The following is a 24,841-nucleotide window of genomic DNA, read 5'->3' as shown; positions in this document are numbered from 1 at the left end:
AGTAAAAAACTATGTAAGGAATAAAAATGCAAATAACTGATGAAAGATTTTTTAATAAGCGTAGGGAGTTTTTAAAACTTGGCGCTATGGCAAGTCTTGCCGCTATAAATGCAAAGGCCAATGAACTAGGTCTTATACAAGATGAAAAAGAGATATTTCAAAATATTCTTAACCTGGAAGCAAATAATGAAACCGGAAGAAAATTAACTTCTTATGAAAATGCAAGTAGCTATGTAAATTTTTATGAATTTAGTACGAACAAAACAGCGGCTGCCAAACAAGCAAAGGATTTAAATACAGATGGCTGGATGGTAAGTGTAGGTGGAGAGTGTGAAAGACCTATGAATTTAAGCATAAATGATATGCTTAAATTTAAACTACAAAAAAGAGTTTATCGTTTTAGATGTGTTGAGGCTTGGGGTATGGTAGTGCCTTGGGTTGGATTTGAGTTAAGAGAGCTGATAAAATTAGCACAGCCAACAAATGAAGCAAAATTTATAAAATTCACAACTCTTCTTGATCCAAATAAATTTCCAGATCAAAAATCAACATTTCCAAATATACCATATCCTTATGTAGAAGGTCTTAGAATGGATGAAGCTATGCACCCGCTTACAATAATAGCACTTGGAATGTATGATAAGCCGCTTGGCGGAGCAAATGGAGCACCGTTAAGACTTGTTGTGCCTTGGAAATATGGTTTTAAAAGCATAAAATCCATAGCAAAAATAGAATTTGTAAAAGAACAACCAAAAACAACATGGGAACAATTAGCACCTAATGAATATGGCTTTTATGCAAATGTAAATCCGAACGTAGATCATCCAAGATGGTCTCAGGCAAATGAGCGAGTACTTGGAAGCTTTAAGAGAGAAAAGACTCTAATGTTTAATGGTTACGATGAAGTAGCAAGTTTATATAATGGCATGGATTTGGAGAAGTTTTTTTAATGAAGCTAAAATTTATAACAATATTTATATCATCTCTTATTATAAGTGCGGTGGTCTTAGTTAGCACAATAAATATGGCTTTAAACACTGCCGATCCGCTAGATAAATTGTATTCATATACTGGCTACGCAAGTTTGGGAATAATATCTTTTTGTATATTGCTTAGCAAATTTAAACTTCATAAATATGCAAGGGCTTTGGGGCTTAGCTCTATTATGTTTGTTATAGCTCATTTGTATTCTTATGTAGTTCTAGATAAAGAGTTAATGTTTTTAGAAATTATTAAAGAGCTTGGAAGAAATAAATTTATTTGGCTAGGTTTAATCTCGGCATTAATTTTAATTAGTGCAAGTGTGCTTAGTATAAATAAATTTCAAAAATATCGTAAAAGCAGAAGAGTATTAGTTTATCTTGCAATACTTTTTGCGAGTATGCATATTTTTAGTTCAGCAAAATCACCAGGATTTGTGGAATATTTTTTAGTAACTTATTCTATTGCTTTAATAGCATTAAGCTATAAAAAATTAATATTTAAACAAAAAATCAAAACAGCACAAAGCATATAACCACAGCACAAATAAAATAGGCATAGGTTTTACGTTACTTAGATAAAAGCAGAGGGTTAGAAACTCAATCTTTTCTAACCCTTAAAAAAGTAGCAAAGCGTGGTATACCATTTTTTGTTAATTTTTGATATTTGAAAGTAATAATACTCCCAATCTTTGGTGGATTTTTACGATTATCATCACTAAAACCAGATCCTATTTTAAATCTAATTCTATTTGCTAACTCACAAGTTATTGATCCCATCATATCTTTATACTTACCTTTGCCTTTATTTATAGACACTACCTTACACTCTTCATCAATAAATCGTTTATACTTTAAATTTAAATTACTTCTTGATTTTATGTATTTAGAGTTTGGCGCGCGAATTACAACACCTTCTCCGCCACTACTTATAATCTCATCTAACAAGCTATCTAATTCTTTCTTGCTTGTTATAAGTTTTTGGGGTATAAGCTTTATATGATTTTTTATATTATTGTTGTTGGAATTTTTATCTATATAATCTTGAACTACTTTCAAACGCTCAATCAATCCACCATTTGTATTAGGCACATCAAATATATAATAAGTTATATTTTTCCATTCTTTTTCATTTGGTGTTTGATCCATAACTATACTTTGTATTTTTTCAAATTCATCTGTTTTAGTATACAGTTCTCCATCTAATGCAAAGTCTGGAAGTGCTTTTAAAAAATAAGAAGGTGCATTTATAATCTTACCTTGTCTGCTTTTTAAATTTTTACCATCCCAATAAGCTCTTATGCCATCAAGCTTCTCACTAGCATACCATCCACTTATATTCTGATCTTTATATGTGCCAAGCTTCATTAATTCAATAGCATAAATACTTTGAATACATATAAAGACAATAACAATTAACTTTAAAATTTTATCCACCAATATCCTTTATGATTTTTAATATTTTTTATTAAATTGACATTACACAATCATATCTAAAAAACAACAAACAACCAAATAAGATAAAAAAATAAAAAACATTAAATTAAAATATATAAGAATTTAAATAAAATAATCTAAGCAAAGAACTATTATAAAAATCAAACAATAAGAAATAAAAAAAATAAAGAATTTAAAAACTAATCTAATATAGTTTTATATTTATAAATTAAGAAATAAAATAAAAAAAATATATAAAAGTTAAAAAAGAAAAAGTAATAAAAACAAAAAAAGAAAAAAGTAAATTAATAGTTATAATATATTAGATATAAATAAAATAAACAATGATAAAAAAATATGGAATAGTTAAAAAGAGTATATTGTTAAACTATATTAATGGTGGGCCTAACAAGACTTGAACTTGTGACCTCACCCTTATCAGGGGTGCACTCTAACCAGCTGAGCTATAGGCCCTTAAATGGTGGAGAATAGCGGGATCGAACCGCTGACCTCCTGCGTGCAAAGCAGGCGCTCTCCCAGCTGAGCTAATTCCCCAATATTAATTTCTAAATACTAATAGAAATAAAATATATTTAATTATTAGCTGTCAATCTTTCAAAACTAAACAAGGATCAATTGATATATTTTCCTTTGATGTATATCTTGTGAGAGAATATACATTGTACTCTAGAAAGGAGGTGATCCAACCGCAGGTTCTCCTACGGTTACCTTGTTACGACTTCACCCCAGTCGCTGATTCCACTGTGGGCGGTAGCTAGTTTAGCATTCCGACTTCGAGTGAAATCAACTCCCATGGTGTGACGGGCGGTGAGTACAAGACCCGGGAACGTATTCACCGTAGCATGGCTGATCTACGATTACTAGCGATTCCGGCTTCATGGAGTCGAGTTGCAGACTCCAATCCGAACTGGGACATATTTTATAGATTTGCTCCATCTCGCGATATTGCTTCTCATTGTATATGCCATTGTAGCACGTGTGTCGCCCCGGACATAAGGGCCATGATGACTTGACGTCGTCCACACCTTCCTCCTCCTTACGAAGGCAGTCTCATTAGAGTGCTCGCCCTAAGCGTTAGCAACTAATGACGTGGGTTGCGCTCGTTGCGGGACTTAACCCAACATCTCACGACACGAGCTGACGACAGCCGTGCAGCACCTGTCTTAACATTTCTGCAAGCAGACACTCTTCCATCTCTGGATGATTTGTTAGATATCAAGTCCGGGTAAGGTTCTTCGCGTATCTTCGAATTAAACCACATGCTCCACCGCTTGTGCGGGTCCCCGTCTATTCCTTTGAGTTTTAATCTTGCGACCGTACTCCCCAGGCGGTATACTTAATCCGTTAGGTGCATTACTGCCTTGACTAGCAAAGCAACAACTAGTATACATCGTTTAGGGCGTGGACTACCAGGGTATCTAATCCTGTTTGCTCCCCACGCTTTCACGCCTTAGCGTCAGTTGAGTTCCAGCAGATCGCCTTCGCAATGGGTATTCCTGGTGATCTCTACGGATTTTACCCCTACACCACCAATTCCATCTGCCTCTCCCTCACTCTAGATTATCAGTTTCCCAAGCAGTTCTATGGTTAAGCCATAGGATTTCACAAAAGACTTGATAATCCGCCTACGCGTCCTTTACGCCCAGTGATTCCGAGTAACGCTTGCACCCCCCGTATTACCGCGGCTGCTGGCACGGAGTTAGCCGGTGCTTATTCGTTAGGTACCGTCATGGTTCTTCCCTAACAAAAGGAGTTTACGCTCCGAAAAGTGTCATCCTCCACGCGGCGTTGCTGCTTCAGGGTTTCCCCCATTGAGCAATATTCCCTACTGCTGCCTCCCGTAGGAGTCTGGACCGTGTCTCAGTTCCAGTGTGACTGATCATCCTCTCAGACCAGTTATGCGTCATAGCCTTGGTAAGCCATTACCTTACCAACTAGCTGATACAATATAGCCTCATCCCTTACCGAAAAACTTTCCCGACCAAACTTATGTTTGGAAGGAGTATAGAGTATTAGCAGTCATTTCTAACTGTTGTCCTCTTGTAAGGGGCAGATTAGCTATACATTACTCACCCGTGCGCCACTAAGATTAAAAAAGCAAGCTTAATTAATCTCCGTTCGACTTGCATGTATTAGGCACGCCGCCAGCGTTCACTCTGAGCCAGGATCAAACTCTCCATATAATTTATATGAAGTTTTTAATCTAAAAAACTTTAATTTTTTTGTTAATCAGTTTTAAGTCTATAAACAATATAGACTGGCTCAATCGATCACTTGTTTAGATTTCAAAGATTGACTAATAGTTTAACATTTATAATTTAACAGAACAACGATATTTAAAAAGAAAAGCTTTATTAACTAAAAGTTAAAGGTGGTTTCTCAAATCGTGAGCTGGAATTATATAAGAGTAATGCTTAAATGCTACTTAAATATAAAATAATATTTTAAATAATTTGAATTTGGGTGAGTTTGGGTTGGTTTTATGTAAAAGTATGGAAAATAATAGAAATTATGATTATGTTTCTATGGGTATATATAGGTTGATGATTGTTGTGTGGGGGGGGGTGAGAGTTCTAGGTTTATTATGTTTGTATTTTAATATATAAATGGATATAAAATAATGATAATTAAGTATATTAATATTGTATTCTGTAATTAGATATCTATAGTATAGACACCATAATTTATACAAAAAATATATAACCACTAAAAACCTTAATTGGTTTAACAAAAAAATACTTAAACTTCAAACAACAAATTATTAAATTTATTTTTTATACACTACCTATTTTGCTGTGTAAAAAAATACTAATCACAAGTTAATATATATCCTGTTTCTGATACATTTTTTAGCTTTATGCCAAGCTCTCTTTTTAATCTTAATATAGTGTTTTGAATAGCACCTTTACTTACATACTCATTACCATACACAAACTCTTCTATCATCTCATAGCTAACTAGTTTATTTAGATTATAAGCAAAGAGCCAAAAGAATTTATTTTGAAGATAGGATAGGTAAATTTCTTCTCCATTTTTAAATATCTTTTCTTTTTCTAAATTTATACTTATCTGATCGTTTATTTTTGTGAGTTTTTGATCTTTTTCATAAGTTAGGGCTATTATCATAGATCTTAGTTCTTTTATATCTATTGGTTTTTTTAAAAAAAGAGCGGCACCTTGTTGTATACTCTTTATTAAATTCATATCAGTATCAAAAGATGTAAATACTATAAATTTTTGATAAGGTTTTATTTTAGAAATTTCTTTCATCATTTCTAGACCATTCATTATTGGCATATGAATGTCAGTTATAACGATATTTGCTTTATATTTTTTAAAATTTTCTATACCCTCAAGCCCATCTTTTGCTCCATAAACATTGTTACAATAAGGTTTCAAACCACTTACTAAAAGCTCTCTTGACATATCATCATCTTCTACGATTAGCACTGATATGTCTTTTAAAAATTTTAGAGATTCATTTATCATAGGTTTTCCTTTTTGCTTTTTAAATTTATATCAAAACTTAGTTCAAATTCTGTAGGTTCTGCATTTTTTATAAGTTTGATATCTCCATTAATTTTTTCATTTGCTAGTTTTTTGCCAAAGTAAAGTCCTATACCATTTCCATATTTTTTAGTTGTTTTTGGCTGTGAAAAAATTTTACCTATCATTATTTCATTTATACCACTACCAAATTCACTAACTTTTATATAACACTTTAAGTTGCTAAATTTTACCGATATAGTTATCTTTCTCTTTTGTATGTCGTTTTTAAACTTGTCCGCTAAAGCATCTTTTGCATTGTGAATAAGTATAAGCAGTATTTGCTGGATTATATTTTCTATTTGGTTTACTTGTTTATCATCTTTTATATCCAAAACAATATGAACATTTGCTCTTGCTAGTTCCGTATGCATTAATGTCAGCAGATTTTGAATGCTTTGCTTTATACTAAACTCGCTGATATTTTCTGTGGTTTTATAAAAATTTCTAAAAATTTCAATAGTATTATTTAAAAGAACGATTGATTTTTGTCCTTTGCTCAGCATACTTTCCAAAACCCCATCTTCCAAATTACCCTCTTTTTTTAACATCAATAGGGTTGAAATCATTAAATTTAATGAATTTACAGGCTGGATAAATTGGTGATTTATCCCAGTTAGTAGCTCTCCTGCTTCACTCATTTTGGCTTTATGCGAAAGCAAAAGCTCATATTCGTCCTTGCTTTTTTTAATTTTTTCATACATTAAATTATGTAAAAAATTTGCCAAAGCCGCTAGTAATATAAAAGCAAAAAGAACAAGTATGGCATTTTTGGTTATTGTTGATAAAAGTTTATTTATCTCTTCTTTATTGTTTGTCCCAGCTCCTATATACCAGTTTAGTGAAGGAATTTCTGAAATAGATATAAAATTTGAATCTACTTGTAAGCTTGTTATATCTTCATCTATCAAAAATATACTTTTAAATTTATTTTGAATCTTATTTTTTAAATTTAAATCATTTATTTTGGTTAAAATTTCACCACTATGTGTTACTATAAAAGAGTAAGAATTTGGTTGAAGTTTGAAATTATTTATATTTTTAAAAAGACTTTCTAGTCTTACAATCCCGCAAATAGCGGCTTCAAATTTATTGTTTTTATAGTTTGGAACACATATATTTAGTGTTTTTTCTTTTAAAATTGTATGAGTTGGCATAAAATTCACAGTTGGTTTTAGATTTTCTTTGGTATCTAAATACCATATTAAATTTAGTCTTGTTTTTCTTTCATACTCATTTATAATTTTTTCGCCATTTATATAAAGTTCTCCATCTTTATTTAAAATTTGTATAAGATCAAAACCACTTGCAGAACCTTTTAAAAATATTTTGGTAAATTTTTTGATTTTTTCTTCATCTTGAAGAACATTAGATGCTTCTATGAATTTAGAAGCCGAAGAAAGTAAATTTATCCTTTCATTTAGCCAAAAATGAAATACTTCAACTATGTTTTGACTTGTTGTTTGCGAATTTTTGTTTAAAAGTGTTGTTATCTGGTATTTTGCATTGTTGTACATATTTACCCCAAGAAATACAACCAACATGCTTAAAATAATTATTATGGTATAAAATTTTAAATTTTTCTCATTTAAAAAATGCACTCATATTCCTTTTTGAAATATAAAAACAACTATACCAAAAAAGGTCTAATAATAGACCTTTTTATTATTTTGGATTTTTAACTGTTGTTATGATTTTACTAGTAAATAACACTAATAATACAATAAAACAAACAACAAAGCCAAGTAAAGTACTATCTGCCATAGACATAAAGTGTTTTGAAGGTATCAAATACCAGCCATCTTGATATAGGTTTATGAAGTATTCTTGAATGCTATTTAAAGTAACTCCATCTGGTATTACAGAGTTTTCAAATCCACAATCCCCAGTAGGTAAAAACCAATCAGGGGCCCATATGTGAAGTGGTAAGTTAAATGGATATGTTGGATCTGTTGAACAACCTTGAACACCAAAAGGATCATCACTATGTGCTGCTGCATGTATTCTAGCAAGCTTTACACTATACATAATTCCTTGTATCGCACCCCAAAAAGCAAAAGCATACCCAGGTAGTGTAAAATAATTTTTCTTAGGGTCTATTGTTGCTAATATCCCACCAAGAGTCATACATAAAAATGCAAATCTTATATATACACATTGCTCGCAAGGAGGCATATAAAGATAGTGCTGAAAGAAAGAGTGGGCTAGGATTACTAGCCCCGCACTTACAATTATCAACAATATCCAAGGGTATCTAGTATATTGCCAAGATGATATTTTTTGTATTATATTCATTTTTAAAGCCTATTTTTTTAATAGTTCTTCTATAAGTTGTGCAAAACCATCTATTGATTTGATACTACTTGTATAGATTAGATATTTACCATTTACAACAAATGCTGGAACACCTTGAATTTTAGCTACATCATAGGCAGCATCCCATTTTTTAAGTAAGTCTTGAACTTCTGGAGTTTGTAACTCTTTGTTATATTCATCCATACTCATACCAACAGCATCAAGACCTGTTTTTAAGAAAGCTGCTTCATTCTTACCAGCATCCCATCTCTCTTTTTTGTCATGATAGGCTTTATAGTATGCAAATTTAGCTTTTTTAAATAGTGATTTTTCATCTAAAAGACTAGTGCCACTTTTCATATCTTTAACAGCTAAAATAGCCAATATTTTACTTCCAGCCTCACCATAATCACCCTTTGTTTTTAGATGAAATGGAACATATTTTAAACCAGCAACTTTTTCAACAACTTTTGGTGTTACACTTTTATCATATTTATAACAAAATGGGCAAGCATAACTAAATACTTTTGTTAGTGTATTGTTTTCTACAGGCAAAGGATTTTCTAATTTCATATAGTCTTTTCCTTCTGTAAAAGCATTTGCACTTAAAGCACCAAAGATAGCAACAGCTGACAAAAGTTTAGTTGTCTTAGTAAATAAAGATTTCATAATAAAACTCCTTGTGATAAAATTTGATAATGTAATTTTATACAAACCAACTTCCAAAAAAATAACGCTAGTATAAATTTAAGATTAAATATATTGTTTATTTAAAAATTACTCAGTAACATATAAATTTAAACCAGATATATAATTTAGTGCATTTGTATATTGAATTAATACTGTTTTAATATTTGCGTGATTTTTTTGTTATTTTATTTTTATAGAATTACTTAAATATATAAATTTATTAAATATAAAAAATAATTTTTGTATTTAATATTTGAAAATATTAAATCAATAAGGAGTAGATCAATGAAATCAAAAAGTATTATTTCATCAGCCTTAGTTGCTGCAATGCTAGTCGGCGGACTTAGCACAACTGCATTTGCCATAGGTGGACCAAGCGGACCAAAAAACGACTATCAAGTACAAGGTAAAATAGGTGCTATTAAGTTAAATCCTTATGGATATGCCCCGCTAACAGCTATAATTATGAATGGTGGCTACATCCTTTCAGATGTAAAAGTAACCATTCTTCCGAAAAAAGATGGACAAACTATTAGTTACAAGGTAGATAATCAAACTCTAAAAACTTATGGTGGCATACCTGTATTTGGTCTTTATCCGTCATATACAAATACTGTTGAAGTTACTTATACAAAAGCAGCCATTGGCTTTAAAAACGAAACAATTACTGAGCAGTATTCAATAACAACAGGCGGTATAGGTTTAACTCCATCAGGGCTTACTATGCAAAAAGGACCTTTGTTTGGCACTGTAAAAGTTGTAACTCCTGCCGCAAAAGAATTTGCAGACAGACTTTATCTTATAAATAATGTTTCAGGAAAAGCTCCTGGAAGAAGCTCTCAAGCTACTTGGAATAATCCAGCTGGTGGTGCTTTAGAGTGGAATGATTCATCAAATTCATTCGTTGTTGATACAAAAGGCGAGGTAAGATGGTTTTTTGATTCAGACAAATTATTAGATTATGGTAATATATACAAAACCGGTATTCAAATGGGCTTTAGACAAAATGCGGATGGTGCTTTAACTTGGGGTTTTGGTCAAAGATATGTTAAGTATGATTTGTTGGGAAGACAAATTTTTGATCGTCAATTACCACTTGGATATAACGACTTTTCACACTCTTTAAAAAATGCTTCAAATGGTGATTATTTTCTAAGAGTTGGTACATCTAACGTAAAAAGACCAGATGGTAAAAATGTAAGAACAGTTAGAGATACAATTGTTGAAGTTGATCAAAATGGAAATGTTGTTGATGATTGGAGATTGTTTGAGATACTTGATCCTTATAGAGCCGATGCTATTTTGGTTCTAGACCAAGGTGCAGTTTGTTTGAATGTTGATGCTTCTCAAGCAGGTCATACCACAAGTTCTCAAGAACTTGCAAAACTTGATAAACAAGACAAGTTTGGTGATATAGCAGGAACTGGCATAGGTAGAAACTGGGCTCATGTAAATAGTGTTGATTATGACAAAAATGATGATTCTATTATTATCTCAAGTCGCCATCAAAGTGCTATGATTAAGATAGGTAGAGATAAAAAAGTAAAATGGATAGCTGGTGCTCATAAAGGTTGGGGAAAACAATTCCAAGATAAACTACTTCAACCAGTTGATGCAAAAGGTAAAAAAATAGTTTGTGATGATGAGTATAGTAAATGCCCAGGATATCTAAATGAAAATGGTGGATTTGACTGGACTTGGACACAACATACTGCATTTTTGATTGACTCTAAGTCAAATAAAGATGTGGTTTATCTTACGGTATTTGATAATGGCGACAGTCGTGGTATGGAGCAACCAGCTCTTCCTAGTATGAAATACTCTCGTGCTGTTGTTTATAAAATAGATCAAAAGAAAATGACTATACAGCAAGTTTGGGAATACGGTAAACAAAGAGGAAGCGATTGGTTTAGTGCTGTTACAAGTTTAACAGAATATCAAAAAGACAAGGATTCAATTGTAGTTTATTCAGCAACTGCTGGTATGCAGTTTGATTTATCAAAAGGTGTGCCTGTTGGTGATCCTGCTCCCGAACTTTTGGAATTTAAATGGGGCTCAACGACTCCATCATTTCAGCTTAAATTTACAGGCACTGGTATAGGCTATCAAGCGATGCCTTTAAGTCTTGAAAAAGCTTTTGACAAGAACAATAAGAAATAATTTTTAAAAGTGGTTGTGGTATTTGCTATAACCACTTTTGTATTTTTAAACAAAACTCTTCTATTTAATCTACTTTAATATTTTTAAATGAATTTTAATTTTTATGTGATTTTTATATGATTAAAATATTTTAAAATTAAAAAATATAAAATTACATTTAAAACCTATTAAAAGGAGAACAAATGAAAACAAGGTCTATAATCTCATCAGCTTTAGTTGCTGTAATGCTTGTAGGTGGTCTTAGCACAACTGCATTTGCAGTTGGTGGTCCTAGTGGCCCAAAGGTTAAATATCAAGTTCAAGGTCATATAGGTGAAGTTAGGTTAAATCCTTATGGTCTTACTCCATTAACAGCTGTTGTTGGCAATGGTGGTTATATTTTAAAGGATATAAAAGTAACAATTGTTCCAAAACAAGGCGGCCAAACCATTAGTTATACAGTTGATGATCAGATAGCTAAAACTTATGGAGGTGTGCCTATTTTTGGTTTATACCCATCTTATGAAAATAAAGTAGAAGTTAGTTATACTAGAGGTGGTTTACATATTAAAGATGAAAAATTTAACGATAAATATACAATTGTAACAAATGGAGTTGGATTTATACCATCTGGTATATTATCTCAGCCAGCTATACCTTTTAGTAAAGTTACTGTAAAAAAAGTTGATAAGAAGTTTGCAGATAGACTTTATCTTTTAAATAATCTTGCAGAAAATTCTCATGGCAAAGAGGCTCAAGCTGTATGGAACAATCCAGTTGGTGGTGCTTTAGAGTGGAACAATGACTCTTTTACATATATAGTAGATACTCAAGGCGAGGTTAGATGGTATTTTGATAAAGACAAACTTTTAAATCCAGGCGATATTTATAATACCGGTATTCAAATGGGCTTTAGACAAAATTCTGATGGCGCTTTAACTTGGGGTTATGGTCAAAGATATGTAAAATATGATCTAATGGGTAGAGAGATATTTAACCGACGTTTACCACTTGCTTATAATGACTTTTCACATTCTTTGGATAACATGCAAAATGGACATTATTTACTTAGAGTTGCTTCGGCCAATACAAAAAGACCTGATGGTAAAAATGTAAGAACTGTTAGAGATGTTGTAGCGGAAGTTGATGAAAATGGATATGTTGTAGATGATTGGAATCTTTTTGAAATACTTGATCCATATAGAAAAGATGTTATTATGGCCTTAGATCAAGGTGCAGTTTGTTTGAATGTTGATGCTTCTCAAGCAGGTCATACATTAAGTGAAGCCGATATAGCAAAATTAGATAGTAGTAATAACTTTGGCGATATTGCAAGTACCGGTACTGGTAGAAACTGGGCTCATGTAAATAGTGTTGATTATGATCCAAATGATGATTCTATTATTATATCAAGCCGCCATCAAAGTGCTATGATTAAGATAGGTAGAGATAAAAAAGTAAAATGGATAGCTGGTGCTCATAAAGGTTGGGGAAAACAATTCCAAGATAAACTACTTCAACCAGTTGATGCAAAAGGTAAAAAAATAGTTTGTGATGATGAGTATAGTAAATGCCCAGGATATCTAAATGAAAATGGTGGATTTGACTGGACTTGGACACAACATACTGCATTTTTGATTGACTCTAAGTCAAATAAAGATGTGGTTTATCTTACAGTATTTGACAATGGTGATGCAAGAGGTATGGAACAGCCAGCTATTGCTAGTATGAAATACTCTCGTGCTGTTGTTTATAAAATAGATCAAAAGAAAATGACTATACAGCAAGTTTGGGAATATGGAAAAGATAGAGGAAGTGATTGGTTTAGTCCTATTACTAGTATAGTAGAATATCAAAAAGACAAAGATTCTGTTATTGTGTATTCTGCTACAGCAGAACTTGGAAATAAAGGCAAACCTGCTCCTGAGCTTTTAGAGTTTAACTGGGGTGCAAAAGAGCCTTCTTTGCAAATCAAATTTGAAGGTGCTGGTCTAGGTTATCAAGCAATGCCTATAAGTCTTGAAAAAGCATTTAATAAAAAAAAGAAATAACCTCAATACGGCTATAATTTTATAGTCGTATATACTATCAATCAATAGCAATCTAAAACAATATATCAAAAAACAAATTTTTATAACCTATCTAAAAACGCAAATTTTAACTATGTTTTCAAAAAATATCATTAAGCAGTTATGTATAAAAAATAAAAATATTTATATTATTGGTATATTTAAATAAGAAATAAAATAAAAAAATAAAGCCATAAATTCACAATCTATGGCTTAAGAAACACTATCTTAGATAGCTTCCTTGTTTTTTTTCTGTAGACACTGGCTTATTTTCATATTTAATATCACTTGAATACGCATCTTTGCCTTTTATATAATATATTATAGCACCAAGGTCGCTATTTGAAATTTTTCTGGCCACATCTCGCATAAGTATTTTATTGCTACCACCAAATTCGTTATCGGTTCTATAGGATATAACACTACCTTCTATATCCTCAGCGCTCATATTTTTAAGAGGAGTTGCTCCACTTGGACGCTTTTGCATATCTTCACCGTGACAAGACATACAGTTCTTTTCATAAAGTTCTTTACCCAAAGAAGCAGAATAATGTCCTCTTTTATTTACACCTAATTTTAAAACTCTAGTATCTTTGTAATGTCTAGGGTCTTCATCCACAAAGATATCTACATTAGCATTATTATCTTTGGCATATTGTTTTGCGACTTCTGAAAGGTTTTTTCCAAACTCACCTGTGGCTTTTATATAATAAACCTCGCTTGCGCCAAATGCAAAATAGCCTAAACAGCACGCCAAAGATAAAATTTTTATTATTTTCATTTTCTGCCTTTTATAAAATTAAAATTATTAAAGTTATCATTATATCATAAAAAAATCAATTATATAAAAGCATTGAGTAAAATAAAGATGATAAATAAAGTGTGTAAAATTTAAAAATCCCAAGTAGGATAAACCTAACTTGGGATAATATCAAGATAATAACAATAAGTTATTAAAATGAGTATTTAGCTTGGAATCTATAAGTACTACCATCTTCTTTTTTATCTTTTTCGCCATCTACGTTTTTAGTAGTAGTTGCTGCATACCAAGTTGTAAATTTAAGTTTTTTGCTATAGTTGTAAGACAATCTACCCACAACCTCTTCATGTTTTTCTTTTGCACTATCTTTAGCAACAAATTTGTTTTGACCATTTTTATAATCAACACCAACAAAGAACTTATCAAAGTTATATCCAGCTGTAGCAAAGAAGAATCCACCTTTACCAGTCATCCAAGTATAATCATAGTGATTTTCTTCACCAGCTTCTATCAAAGAAGCTTGATCTTCTAATGAAAATGAAGTTACACTATCTTTTGCAACTGCTTGACCGTTTTTTTCATTATGAGTTTTTACCTTCCAACCAACATAACCAGCACTTAGATCAACGCCATAAAGTGCTGTAGTAGCTTCAAATGCATAAAAATCACCATCGTTATATTCTTTAACTTGTTTTTTCATTTCACCATCTGCATCTGTAGTTACATACTGACCTTTTAAGCCAAAGCTAAGATCATCACTTATAGCAAAATCACCAGCTAACTCAACAGCAAACAAATCAGCTACATTTTCTAATGTAGCATACCATAGTTGAAATGATACCGGATCATAGTTGCCCATAGCAGCTAGACCATAAAGATTTCCTATATCATAAGCATCTACTTGTACTGGTTGTTGTTTTGGTTTATTATTTCTTTTTACTTTATTTAATTGGCGAACTTGCGACCAAAGCTCACCATCTGATTCTATTTTATGGTTTTCTATAGCACCAAATCCAACTGCAGCAAGAGTTAAGCCCTCTATATCAGAGTTAATAACTCTAATACCAGTACCAACAGCATCATCTGTAAAGAATGTACCTAGTTCTTGTTTACCAGCTGTTACAGTAGTGTTATCAGCTTTATAGCCTAAGTAAAACTGGCGAATTTCAAAGTGATTTCTTGTATTAGAAATATCATAAGAATCTTTTTCAATTGTGTGTCCTAGTTTATCTAAAGCTGTGTATTTTAGAGACAAAACACCAAAGAAATCATCAGCTAAAGCTGCATTGAAGTTAAGCGCTGCATTAAGCTTAGCTTGTCCTTTAGAATCTTTTTCTTCTTTAGCCTTATCATTCTCTTTAGATGTTTCTTTCTCTGTAACATTATCATAACGATACAATAAGCTACCGCTTACATCTATACCTTTTATAGCTTCTTCTAGTGGAGTAGCTGATGCTACAGAAAAAGTTCCTAATGCAACCAAAGCTGCTAAACTAATTTTTGTTAGTTTCATAATTATTCTCCTTTAAAAAATTGTAATCTCGTAATATTAAGCAATTAACGCTTAAATAATAATAAAATTTCATAATTTTATTACCGATTGTTTACTAAAAATTACCAAAAGTTAGCACTTGGCAAATTACACTCATTTTAGATACAAAAAATAAAAATAATATTTAATTTTAAGCTATATAAAAGAGAAGATAAAAAATATTTTTATAAAAAATAGCTATCATACTCAAGATTAATATCAAAAAAACAATAGCCATTAAAAACTTTTTGATTAATATATATTTGATTTAGTCTAAGTTAACCGTTTTAAAAAGTGAGTTTTTTTATTAGGATTAAGGATTGAGTATTTTATCTTTAACTTCTTGTAATAATATTATGATAGTTATTTTTACATATTCGAGATATCATTAAATTAAAATAAACTTTTATACCTCTTTATTATTTGGTAGTTTTTCTTGCTTAGGTTTTATATTATCGTTGTTTGTTAAAAAAGATAAATCCAAAGTATCTTTTGATACATCAACTCCACAAAAATAAGCTTTTTTATGTGTTAATCCTTTTTTTTAAAAATGCAATTTTATTATTTTCTTTATATAAAGTAAAGCATAGAAATTTACTAAGATTTTTAAACAAGAATAAAAATGAAATAACCACTAAATCTTCCTTGCAGTGTTTAAGCACTTGGATTAATAGAGCAAATTACATTATTTTACATTGTTAAAATAATATATAAAGCATGATTTAAGAATAAATAACCTTTATAAATGTTATGGGTTTATAAAGCAAATTTTATTTTAAACAACTTTTGATTAGAAAGAATGCTATTTTATAGTTTATAAATCATATGCTAAGTTTATAAAATTTGATTATCTAGTCATTATAATGATAAAAAATAAATAGTAGCAGACTTATGTTTTAACAACAATGAAGATACGATGTTATTTTAGTTGATAAATAAGTTATATTATGTGGCGTAAAATTATAATATTATATTTATATATTTAGCAAAAAAGATTCGAAGAAATAAATCTTCGAATAAATTATTTTCTAAGTTCTTTAATCTTAGCAGCTTTACCACGTAAACCACGTAGATAAAATAACTTAGCTCTTCTAACGCGACCTTTTCTAAGGACAGCTATATCCTCTATACTTTCACTATATATAGGGAAAATTCTCTCAACGCCGACACTGTTAGCACCGATCTTTCTTATAATGAAAGTCTCACCTGTTCCACTTCCGCGTCTAGCTATACAAACACCTTCAAAATTTTGTATCCTAGTTTTATCACCCTCTTTTATGCGGATAGCCACACGAAGTGTATCCCCTGCACGAAATTCAGGCACATTCTTAGTTGCAATCTGAGCATTTTCAAATGCATCAATGTATTTATTTCTCATGTTTTTCCTTAATATGTGGCTTAATTTTTCGGTATAAATCAGGTCGAAAAAACCTTGTTTTACAACTGGCCATTTGGTTTTTCAAAGCTTGGATTTTATCATGATTTCCCTTTAAAAACTCTGAAACAACACCTAAATTTAAAAAAATATTTGGTTTTGTAAAAGATGGGGCTTCTAATAAATTTTCTTCAAAACTTTCAACACATAGGCTATCAGGGTTTCCAAGCACTCCATCTACATTTCTAGATATAGCATCACATAAACACAAAGCACCAAGTTCGCCGCCTGTTAATACAAAATCTCCTATGCTAAAAACTTCATCAGCCCAAAGCTCAATTACACGCTCATCAATACCCTCATATCTTCCACAAACAAAGCAAATGTGAGGTTTTTTGGATAATCTTTTTGCATCATTTTGGTTAAATTTTTTACCTACAGGGGTTAAAAAAATAAAGTGTGTTTGAGCATTTTTTTGTTTTATAGAGAGCAAAGTATCGTTTAATGGCTGACAAGACATCAATAATCCTGCACCACCACCAACCATATATTCATCTACTTTCTTGTGTATATCTTTTGTATAATCTCTTGGATTTACAAAATCTAAATCAATGAAATTTGATTTTACTGCACGATGTAAAATAGAATCATTAAAATATGGCTTAACGATGCTTTCAAAAAGAGTTACAAATGTAAATTTCATGAATTTTCAAGTATTGCTCTTGAGTTTTTAACATAAATAGTTTTTTGTGACAAATCAACATTTAAGATAAAATTATCAATATATGGGATAAAAAATGTCTTAGGAAGTCCAGCATCGACTAAAATTTTATCCGTTCTAACTTCAAGAAGTCTATCCTTGGAAATATCTTGTATATCCACAACAACACCTAGTTCTTCATCATCTTCAACTACAGCAAGTGATAATATATCAAAATAAAAAAACTCATCTTTTTTAAGCTTACATGTCTTTCTTGTGAGTTCTTTTGTTGTATATAGAATTTTATTTGTAAGTTCTTTTGCTAGTTCTATATCTTCAAAACCAAAAAAAAGCGCACTAGAATTTATTTTATTAAAATCTTTTAAAATAAATTCTTTGCCATCTTTATCAAAAAATTTTGCATTTTTTTTAAACTGTTCAGGAAAGTCGCTCTTGTTATAAAGCTTTACATAGCCTTTTAGCCCGACACTTCTTCCAAGTGTAGCGACTTCTAAAAAATCATTCTCCAAGTGGTTTTACCGTTATTCTATAACTTGTTGGATCTTTTGCCTTACAACCTATTATAACGGTTTTTATAGCATTTATCATCCTACCATCTTTGCCAATAAGTTTACCGGTATCAACTTTATCTGCATGAACTATAATCTCGCAAAAATCATTATCGAGATTTTTTTTCTCAACGGTTATCTTGTCAGGATAATCCGCTATAAGTTTAGCATATTCGTATAAAAAATTTTCAACCATATTTGATCTGATTATTTTTTAGTTATTTGTGCAACTCTATCGCTAAGTTTAGCACCTACGCTTTTCCAATAAGCAAGTCTTTCTTCGTTTATATTTATAACTTCAGGCTCAACCATAGGGTTATAATAACCTATGCTCTCTATCCAGCCACTATCACGTCTTTTTCTGCTATCTGTCACAACTACACGGTAAAATGGTCTTTTCTTTCTTCCCATTCTAGTTAGTCTTACAACTGTTGCCATACTTTATCTCCTTTTAAAATTTTTATAAATAAGGTTTAAATTTATATATCTAAAAGATATATAAATTTAAACCTTAAACAGGTCTTTTTAGATTAGCTTGGGCTAGCATATTTGCAAGTCCTTTTGCACCACCCTTGCCTGAAAATTTCTTAGCTAGTTTAGATGCATTTTCAAACTGTTTTAAAAAGCGATTTACTTCCACCTGAGAAAGCCCAGAACCAGCAGCTAAACGCCTTTTTCTACTGTTATTTAACAAATCAGGATTTTCTCTCTCTTTTTTTGTCATTGAGTTTATCATAGCTCTTATGTGTAGTATCTCTTTTGAGTTTTCAAGGTCTATATCTTTTATCTGATTTGCCATATTTGACATTCCAGGTATCATACCTAAAAGTGATTTCATAGAGCCTAGTTTTTTTACACTTTCCATCTGATCTAAAAAATCATTGAAGTTAAACCGACCTTTTTTAATCTTCTGGCTTAATCTTTTTGCCTCTTTTTCATCTATAATCGTGCTAGTTTTCTCAACAAGTGTAGCTAAGTCGCCCTCACCCATGATCCTACTTACGATTCTATCTGGGATAAAGCTTTCTAGGTCGGATACTTTTTCACCAACACCAACAAATCTTAGTGGGATTTGAAGCTGTTTTGCAACACTTATAGCAACACCACCCTTAGAATCAGAGTCAAATTTAGACAGTATAACACCACTAATATTTAAAACTTCGTTAAATTTAGATGCTGATTTTACACCATCTTGACCACTCATAGCATCAGCAACATAAAAAATTTCATGTGGATTTACTATGTTTTTTATATCTTGAATTTCTTGCATTAGCTTTTCATCTATAGCCAAACGACCAGCAGTATCAACCAATAAAACATCATAAAGACCGCTTTTAGCCTTAGATAGTGCCTCTTTGGCTACTTTTTTAGGGTCTGTTTCATTTTCTATATAAAAAAGGTCTATCTCATTTGCTTCACAAAGCTGGCGAAGCTGCTCAACGGCTGCTAGTCTTTGTAAGTCACAAGCAGCTATCAAAACTCTTTTTTTTCTAAGCTTTAAATAACTTGCTAACTTAACAGTGGTGGTTGTCTTACCTGAACCTTGAAGACCAGCCATCAAAACTGTAGTAGGAGCAACACTAGCATAAACAAAGCCTTGATTACCCGGCGCTGTTAAAACTGTTGTTAGATTGGATTTTATAGCATCTAAAAATTGTTTTTGCCCTATAGTGCCTTGTTTCATATCGTTTTCTATAGATACTAATAAATCTTTTGTAACTTTATGATGAACATCTGCTTTTAATAGTGCTTTTTTTAGAACATCCATAGCATTTTTTAATGCTTTTTCGTCATCAACAAAACGAACTTTACTTAGGGCTAATCTAAAAGATTCACTTATTTGTTCAAACACTAGTTACATTCCTTAAAAAATTAAATTTAATATACAAAGGGCATATTTTACAAAATCTTTTCTTTATCACTCTTTAAATTTCATATTTTTTTGAAATTTCAAAACCAAGAGTATTAAACTCGCTAGGCAAGAATGATTTAAATTTGTATTTTAGTATCTCGATACTATAAGCATGTAAAAACATTCTATTCGCCCTATTTTTACCGTATTTTTCATCTCCTACAATAGGAGCATTTAAGCTAGCCAAATGCACTCTTATCTGATGTGTTCTACCAGTATCTATCTCAACTTTTAAAAGAGTTTTTTTACCAACAACCATAAGAGGAGAAACTCTACTAATGGCTTCTTTGCCATCTTTTGATATCTTTGATATAGCACCGCCTTTACCTTTTATGGTAAGTATTGGCTCGTTCACCAAAACTTCTTCGCTAAATATACCTTTTACAGCCGCTACATATGTCTTTTTAACTCGCATATTTTTAAACTCATTAATGGCTATTTTAGCAAATTCTTCATTTTTGACTAGAAGCAAAACACCGCTTGTCTCCCTATCAAGTCTATGTAAAAGTGGTGTTTTATACATTTCGCTTATCTTTTCACTTGTAATAAATGCTGGTTTGTCTATGGCTATTAGGTTTTCATCTTCAAATATTTTTTTGGGTTCTTGTAGTTTTTGAACCGTAAATTTTGTATTGATATTTAACATAGCTCTTGCTATGGCAAGTTTTTGACCTTTTGCAAAAACAAGTCCACTATCTATAAGCTCTTTTGCTTCATTATTTGAAATTCCCTCTTGTAAAGCTAGTAGCTTATAAGCTTTTTCTTGATTCATATTGTATCCTTGATATCTTGTATTATTTCTTTTATATCCGCTTTGTTTGTGATAGAACATTGTTTTAGATTTTTATTTAAAAGTTCATTTATCTGCGAATAATCAGCAAAATAAACATCATCTAACATTGAAAATAGAGCTTTTTGATTAAAAATATAATTACCACTTATAAGAACATTGTTAAATTGGGCTACTTCTATTGGGTTGTGACCGCCTATATCAGGCAAAAAACTTCCACAAAGAATAACTATATCACTTATAGCATATAAATTTACAAGCTCTCCAAGAGTGTCTATCACAACAACTTGGGCATTTATATCATTATTTTCACTAAATTTTTTAAACTCATAGCCGTTATTATCACACCATTTACTAGTAAACAATATAACCTCATTAAATCTTTCAGGATGTCTTGGTGCGATAAGAAGCTTATCTGATTTTGATAATTTAAAATCTTTTAGCAATAATTCCTCTTCACCTTTATGTGTGCTAGCAAAAATTATCGTTCGCTCTTTTGGTTTTTGATAAATTTTGTTTGGCTTTAAGACATTTGCTGATTTTATGTTTCCGCAAATTTTTATATTTTTTGCTCCAAGTTGTTCCAGTCTTTTTTTATCTATATCACTTTGAGTATAAACTACATCAATATAGCTAAAAATCTTTTTATAAAAAAAACTAAATTTCAAATATCTTTGATAACTTCTATCTGAAATTCTTGCATTTATAAGCATGATTTTTGTTTTATGAATCTTAGCAACAAAGACAAGCATAAGCCAAAGCTCTGCTTCAAATATAACTAAAACTTTGCTTGGCTTTAACCAAAAAGGTAAAAAAATCTCAAATGGTAAGAAACGTGTATTTTTACAAATTTTACTAGCCTCATCAAATCCTGTTTTTGTTATTGTGGTTATAGCTTTGCTATCAAAAAGATTTAAAATTGACTTTAAAGCAATTATCTCACCAAAAGAACAAGCATGAAAATGAACATTAGATGATTTTAGCCTTGGATTTTTAAAAAGAAAAAATCTAGCCGGCAGTGAATGTCTATATTTTTTTTTGATTGTTAAAAAAAGTAAAGGTATAGCTCCGATAAACCAAGCTATCAGAGCCAAAAAATAATAAATCGCTATCAAATGCTATTTAGTTTCTTTATATAAAATTCTTCCACAATGAGGACAAGTGATTATATCTTCTGCCTTAATTACAGATGAAAAAGTTTTATCATTTATCTGCATAAAACATCCATAACAAGCCTGTTTTCTAACAGGAACAACAGCTGTGTTTCCAGCCCATTTTCTAATTTTTTCATAAAATGTAATGATTTTTTGATTCATTTGAGATATTAGTTTATTTTTCTGAGCATATATCTCTTCACGCTCTTTTTCTATACTTTCAAGCTCTGAACTAATCTCTTTTTCTATCTCATTAAGCTTTGTTTGAAGCTCAGCTTTTTTGTCTTCACACTCTTCTTTTTCTTCTAATTTAGCTGCTGAAATTTTTTCAAGTCTTGCTATCTCTTCATTAGCTGCTTCTAATTGTTCTTTTGCTATCTCTTCTTCAAGACCAAGAGCTTTTACCTCTTTTTCAGTTTTAGCAGATGAACTCTTTTTTGAAACATCTTTTATCTTATTTGAAAATTCAGCTATATGGGCATTTGTTTTTGATTTTTGAGTTTTTAACTCAGCTAAATCATTATCTATCTTTTCTATCTTTTCGTTTAACTCTTCAAATTCTTGCCTTGTAGCTCTTAAAACCTTTTCAACATCTTCAACTCTAAGACCAAAACTATCTATGTCTTTATCAAATTTTGAAAGCTTAACCAACTGCTCTAAATATTTATTCATATAATTCCTTTATTAACAATACACAAATGGGTTTTTTGAATTAGTGATTATAACTTTTATTTTAATATTTTGCAAATATTTCATCAAAGAAGCACCAAAATATCGCTCACTTTCATAGTGATTTATGTCTATTAAATTTATGCCATTTTCCTTAGCTTCAAGTGCTTGATGGTATTTTATATCTCCTGTTAAAAAAACATCTGCTTTAACCATAGATAACAAATCCATTCCACTTCCGGTGCAAATTGCTACATTTTTTATATCTTGCTTGACAAAAGTTGTTTTGATTTGCTTAATATCAAGCTTTTGCTTTACAAAATCCACAAGCTCGCTAAATTTAAAATCAACATCACAATATATCAAAAAATCATCTTTTTTTACTATATCAAAACCCAAGATATCTTTTGTAAAGTATTCATTCAAAACAAATTTGTCATAATTTGTATGCATACTAATCAGAGTAATATTTTTTGTTATCATTTTTGCAATAATACTACTTGGATATGCATCCAAGCTAATATTTTTTAGCCCCCTAAAAATCAAAGGATGATGAGTAATAATCAAAGAATTTGGCAAAACTTCATCTATAAGCTCGCTATCTAAATCCAAGCTTAAATAAATTCTTTCAAACTCGCTTTGCATATTTCCTATCAATACGCCACTATTATCCCATTTTTCTTGGGATTCAAAAGGTGCAATTTGATTTAAAATATCATAAATTTCTTTTATTTTCATTTTTGTTCTTGAGATTTTAAATATGTCAAAGCGCAACTTTTTGCAAGTTCACGAATTTTTAAAATATAATCTTGCCTTTGTGTTACACTTATAGCGCCTCTTGCATCAAGAACATTAAAAGTATGTGCTGCAAGCATACAATAATCATAAGCAGGAAGAGCTATCTCTGCATCCAAAGCTCGTTTGCATTCATTGAAAGCATTATCAAATTGAGCAAAAAGCATATTTACATCAGCAACTTCAAAATTATATTTACTCCATTCATACTCGCCTTGCTTATGAACATCTCCATAAGTTACTAGATTGTTTTTATCATCCCAAACTATATCATATACATTATCTTTGTTTTGCAAATACATAGCCAAACGCTCAAGACCATATGTTATCTCTCCGCTAACAAGCTCGCAAGCTATGCCGCCAACTTGTTGAAAATATGTAAATTGAGTAACTTCCATACCATCAAGCCATACTTCCCAACCAAGACCCCAAGCACCAAGTGTAGGACTCTCCCAGTTATCTTCTACAAAACGAATATCATGTTTTTTAAGATCAAGTCCTAGTCTCTCTAAGCTTTTTAAATATAACTCTTGTATGTTTTCAGGGCTTGGCTTTATTAAAACCTGAAATTGATAATAAGCCCCCAAACGATTTGGATTTTCGCCATATCTTCCATCTGTTGGACGGCGAGATGGAGCTACATAGGCAGCTGCCCATGGTTTTTTACCAAGGCTTCTTAAAAAAGTAGCCTGATGATAAGTTCCGGCACCAGCGGGCATATCATAAGGCTGAAGTATCACGCAACCATTTTCCTGCCAATAGCTTTGCAAGTTTAAAATAATCTCTGAAAAAGTTATCATTTGTTACCTTTATTTTATAAATATATTAATTAGAAATTCAAATATTTAAATTCTAAACAAATTTTTATAGTAAAATCATAGTCTATAACTTGATTTTATTCAATATGCAAATTAGAAAAGTCTATGTTGTTTTAGGTTTCCTTAAAATTATCAACAGCTTTATTCCACATCAATTTATATTTTCTTTTTAAAAATTCAACCTCATCTTGAGAAATTTTAAGTTGAGTGGTTAATGTCTGTATACTTTTTCTATCTTCATCATAAAGTTCTTGCATAGAAAAAAGAGCTTCTTTTAAAAATTTATTTTCATTTTTTAATGTTTCTAAGGTTTCATCTTTTGCATCCAAAACTTTTTCATGTAGATTTAATATAGTTCCTATTGTCTTTTCAACAAAGCTCTCTCCTGGTAAAGCTTGCATATTTTGAGTCAAATTTGCATTTGAAGATGGAACAATACTCATAGTCCCTTGACTAGCCTCTATGTATATCTCATCTCCATCTTTGCGAGTATTTAGAACACCTCTTTGTATCATCTCATCTATAACTTCACGGTTTAGATGAACTAATTTGCAAAATTCATCTATTTTTAAAAATGTCTGCATTTTGCCT

General features: G+C 31.0%; 23 protein-coding genes, 2 tRNA genes and 1 rRNA gene. 4 read left to right on the top strand and 22 right to left on the bottom strand.

Annotated features, from left to right (window positions below; translation table 11 throughout):
- Positions 1-26: 26 nt before the first annotated feature.
- Together msrP and CPIN17260_RS02870 are read left to right on the top strand one after the other, a co-directional pair.
- Complete coding sequence (gene msrP, locus CPIN17260_RS02875) at positions 27-950, top strand: protein-methionine-sulfoxide reductase catalytic subunit MsrP (RefSeq protein WP_078387502.1); 924 nt, start codon at positions 27-29, stop codon at positions 948-950.
- Positions 950-1,516, top strand: coding sequence for a cytochrome b family protein (locus tag CPIN17260_RS02870; RefSeq protein WP_078387501.1), 567 nt, complete (start codon positions 950-952; stop codon positions 1,514-1,516). The genes msrP and CPIN17260_RS02870 overlap by 1 nt, the downstream gene beginning before the upstream one ends.
- 64 nt (positions 1,517-1,580) lie before the next feature.
- On the opposite strand, the gene CPIN17260_RS02865 is transcribed toward CPIN17260_RS02870, so the two are convergent.
- The 8 genes from CPIN17260_RS02865 to CPIN17260_RS02830 all read right to left on the bottom strand — a co-directional run bounded on the left by CPIN17260_RS02865 (position 1,581) and on the right by CPIN17260_RS02830 (position 8,948).
- Positions 1,581-2,417, bottom strand: coding sequence for a DNA ligase (locus CPIN17260_RS02865; RefSeq protein WP_226996962.1), 837 nt, complete (start codon positions 2,415-2,417; stop codon positions 1,581-1,583).
- A 397-nt stretch (positions 2,418-2,814) separates the two neighbouring features.
- Positions 2,815-2,891 (bottom strand) — tRNA-Ile (locus CPIN17260_RS02860).
- A gap of 5 nt (positions 2,892-2,896) precedes the next feature.
- Positions 2,897-2,972 (bottom strand) — tRNA-Ala (locus tag CPIN17260_RS02855).
- A 136-nt stretch (positions 2,973-3,108) separates the two neighbouring features.
- Positions 3,109-4,621: ribosomal RNA gene (locus CPIN17260_RS02850) — 16S ribosomal RNA — on the bottom strand.
- Positions 4,622-5,246: 625 nt separating this feature from the next.
- Positions 5,247-5,924: a response regulator transcription factor gene (locus tag CPIN17260_RS02845; protein ID WP_069633443.1), complete on the bottom strand. Its 678-nt coding sequence runs from the start codon at positions 5,922-5,924 to the stop codon at positions 5,247-5,249.
- Positions 5,924-7,585: a sensor histidine kinase gene (locus CPIN17260_RS02840; protein WP_099046652.1), complete on the bottom strand. Its 1,662-nt coding sequence runs from the start codon at positions 7,583-7,585 to the stop codon at positions 5,924-5,926. The genes CPIN17260_RS02845 and CPIN17260_RS02840 overlap by 1 nt, the downstream gene beginning before the upstream one ends.
- 64 nt (positions 7,586-7,649) lie before the next feature.
- Entirely contained in the window at positions 7,650-8,279 is a 630-nt protein-coding gene (gene dsbI / locus CPIN17260_RS02835; RefSeq protein WP_069638323.1) for a protein-disulfide oxidoreductase DsbI, read from the bottom strand.
- Between the two features lie 9 nt (positions 8,280-8,288).
- Complete coding sequence (locus tag CPIN17260_RS02830; RefSeq protein WP_069637188.1) at positions 8,289-8,948, bottom strand: thiol:disulfide interchange protein DsbA/DsbL; 660 nt, start codon at positions 8,946-8,948, stop codon at positions 8,289-8,291.
- Positions 8,949-9,254: 306 nt separating this feature from the next.
- Between CPIN17260_RS02830 and CPIN17260_RS02825 the strand changes: the two genes are divergently transcribed.
- Together CPIN17260_RS02825 and CPIN17260_RS02820 are read left to right on the top strand one after the other, a co-directional pair.
- Positions 9,255-11,129 carry an aryl-sulfate sulfotransferase gene (locus CPIN17260_RS02825; protein WP_078440536.1) on the top strand — a complete coding sequence of 625 codons (1,875 nt, stop codon included), beginning with the start codon at positions 9,255-9,257 and terminating at the stop codon, positions 11,127-11,129.
- A gap of 182 nt (positions 11,130-11,311) precedes the next feature.
- The gene (locus tag CPIN17260_RS02820; RefSeq protein WP_078440535.1) at positions 11,312-13,159 is read left to right on the top strand and encodes an aryl-sulfate sulfotransferase; all 1,848 of its coding nucleotides are present in this window, start codon (positions 11,312-11,314) and stop codon (positions 13,157-13,159) included.
- A 241-nt stretch (positions 13,160-13,400) separates the two neighbouring features.
- Here the strand turns inward: CPIN17260_RS02820 and CPIN17260_RS02815 are convergent, their stop codons facing one another.
- From CPIN17260_RS02815 to CPIN17260_RS02750, 14 genes are all read right to left on the bottom strand, one after another.
- Entirely contained in the window at positions 13,401-13,958 is a 558-nt protein-coding gene (locus CPIN17260_RS02815) for a c-type cytochrome (RefSeq protein WP_078440534.1), read from the bottom strand.
- A gap of 172 nt (positions 13,959-14,130) precedes the next feature.
- Positions 14,131-15,450, bottom strand: coding sequence for a major outer membrane protein (locus CPIN17260_RS02810; protein WP_078440533.1), 1,320 nt, complete (start codon positions 15,448-15,450; stop codon positions 14,131-14,133).
- Between the two features lie 1,039 nt (positions 15,451-16,489).
- Entirely contained in the window at positions 16,490-16,846 is a 357-nt protein-coding gene (rplS, locus tag CPIN17260_RS02805) for a 50S ribosomal protein L19 (RefSeq protein WP_069632940.1), read from the bottom strand.
- The gene (trmD, locus tag CPIN17260_RS02800) at positions 16,836-17,546 is read right to left on the bottom strand and encodes a tRNA (guanosine(37)-N1)-methyltransferase TrmD (RefSeq protein WP_078440532.1); all 711 of its coding nucleotides are present in this window, start codon (positions 17,544-17,546) and stop codon (positions 16,836-16,838) included. The genes rplS and trmD overlap by 11 nt, the downstream gene beginning before the upstream one ends.
- The gene (rimM, locus tag CPIN17260_RS02795; RefSeq protein WP_069632938.1) at positions 17,543-18,073 is read right to left on the bottom strand and encodes a ribosome maturation factor RimM; all 531 of its coding nucleotides are present in this window, start codon (positions 18,071-18,073) and stop codon (positions 17,543-17,545) included. The genes trmD and rimM overlap by 4 nt, the downstream gene beginning before the upstream one ends.
- On the bottom strand, positions 18,063-18,308 hold the full coding sequence (locus CPIN17260_RS02790) for a KH domain-containing protein (RefSeq protein ID WP_069632937.1): 246 nt from the start codon (positions 18,306-18,308) through the stop codon (positions 18,063-18,065). Before CPIN17260_RS02790 ends, rimM begins: the two co-directional genes overlap by 11 nt.
- 11 nt (positions 18,309-18,319) lie before the next feature.
- On the bottom strand, positions 18,320-18,550 hold the full coding sequence (gene rpsP / locus CPIN17260_RS02785; protein WP_069632936.1) for a 30S ribosomal protein S16: 231 nt from the start codon (positions 18,548-18,550) through the stop codon (positions 18,320-18,322).
- Between the two features lie 73 nt (positions 18,551-18,623).
- Positions 18,624-19,964 carry a signal recognition particle protein gene (gene ffh / locus CPIN17260_RS02780; protein WP_078440531.1) on the bottom strand — a complete coding sequence of 447 codons (1,341 nt, stop codon included), beginning with the start codon at positions 19,962-19,964 and terminating at the stop codon, positions 18,624-18,626.
- A gap of 73 nt (positions 19,965-20,037) precedes the next feature.
- Positions 20,038-20,796: an RluA family pseudouridine synthase gene (locus CPIN17260_RS02775; RefSeq protein ID WP_069632934.1), complete on the bottom strand. Its 759-nt coding sequence runs from the start codon at positions 20,794-20,796 to the stop codon at positions 20,038-20,040.
- The gene (gene waaA, locus CPIN17260_RS02770) at positions 20,793-21,929 is read right to left on the bottom strand and encodes a lipid IV(A) 3-deoxy-D-manno-octulosonic acid transferase (RefSeq protein ID WP_078440530.1); all 1,137 of its coding nucleotides are present in this window, start codon (positions 21,927-21,929) and stop codon (positions 20,793-20,795) included. Before waaA ends, CPIN17260_RS02775 begins: the two co-directional genes overlap by 4 nt.
- Positions 21,930-21,932: 3 nt before the next feature.
- Positions 21,933-22,640 carry a zinc ribbon domain-containing protein gene (locus CPIN17260_RS02765; RefSeq protein ID WP_078440529.1) on the bottom strand — a complete coding sequence of 236 codons (708 nt, stop codon included), beginning with the start codon at positions 22,638-22,640 and terminating at the stop codon, positions 21,933-21,935.
- A gap of 12 nt (positions 22,641-22,652) precedes the next feature.
- Entirely contained in the window at positions 22,653-23,375 is a 723-nt protein-coding gene (locus CPIN17260_RS02760; RefSeq protein WP_069632931.1) for a Nif3-like dinuclear metal center hexameric protein, read from the bottom strand.
- Positions 23,372-24,229, bottom strand: a complete 858-nt coding sequence (glyQ, locus tag CPIN17260_RS02755; protein ID WP_069632951.1) for a glycine--tRNA ligase subunit alpha — start codon at positions 24,227-24,229, stop codon at positions 23,372-23,374. Before glyQ ends, CPIN17260_RS02760 begins: the two co-directional genes overlap by 4 nt.
- A 134-nt stretch (positions 24,230-24,363) precedes the next feature.
- Positions 24,364-24,834: a DUF3972 domain-containing protein gene (locus tag CPIN17260_RS02750; RefSeq protein WP_069632930.1), complete on the bottom strand. Its 471-nt coding sequence runs from the start codon at positions 24,832-24,834 to the stop codon at positions 24,364-24,366.
- Positions 24,835-24,841: the final 7 nt, after the last annotated feature.

Origin of the sequence: Campylobacter pinnipediorum subsp. pinnipediorum (genome assembly GCF_002021925.1) — a bacterium.
Classification (GTDB): domain Bacteria; phylum Campylobacterota; class Campylobacteria; order Campylobacterales; family Campylobacteraceae; genus Campylobacter_A; species Campylobacter_A pinnipediorum.
The sequence above is the reverse complement of the archived record's forward strand: the minus strand, read 5'-3'. Positions and strand labels throughout refer to the sequence as shown.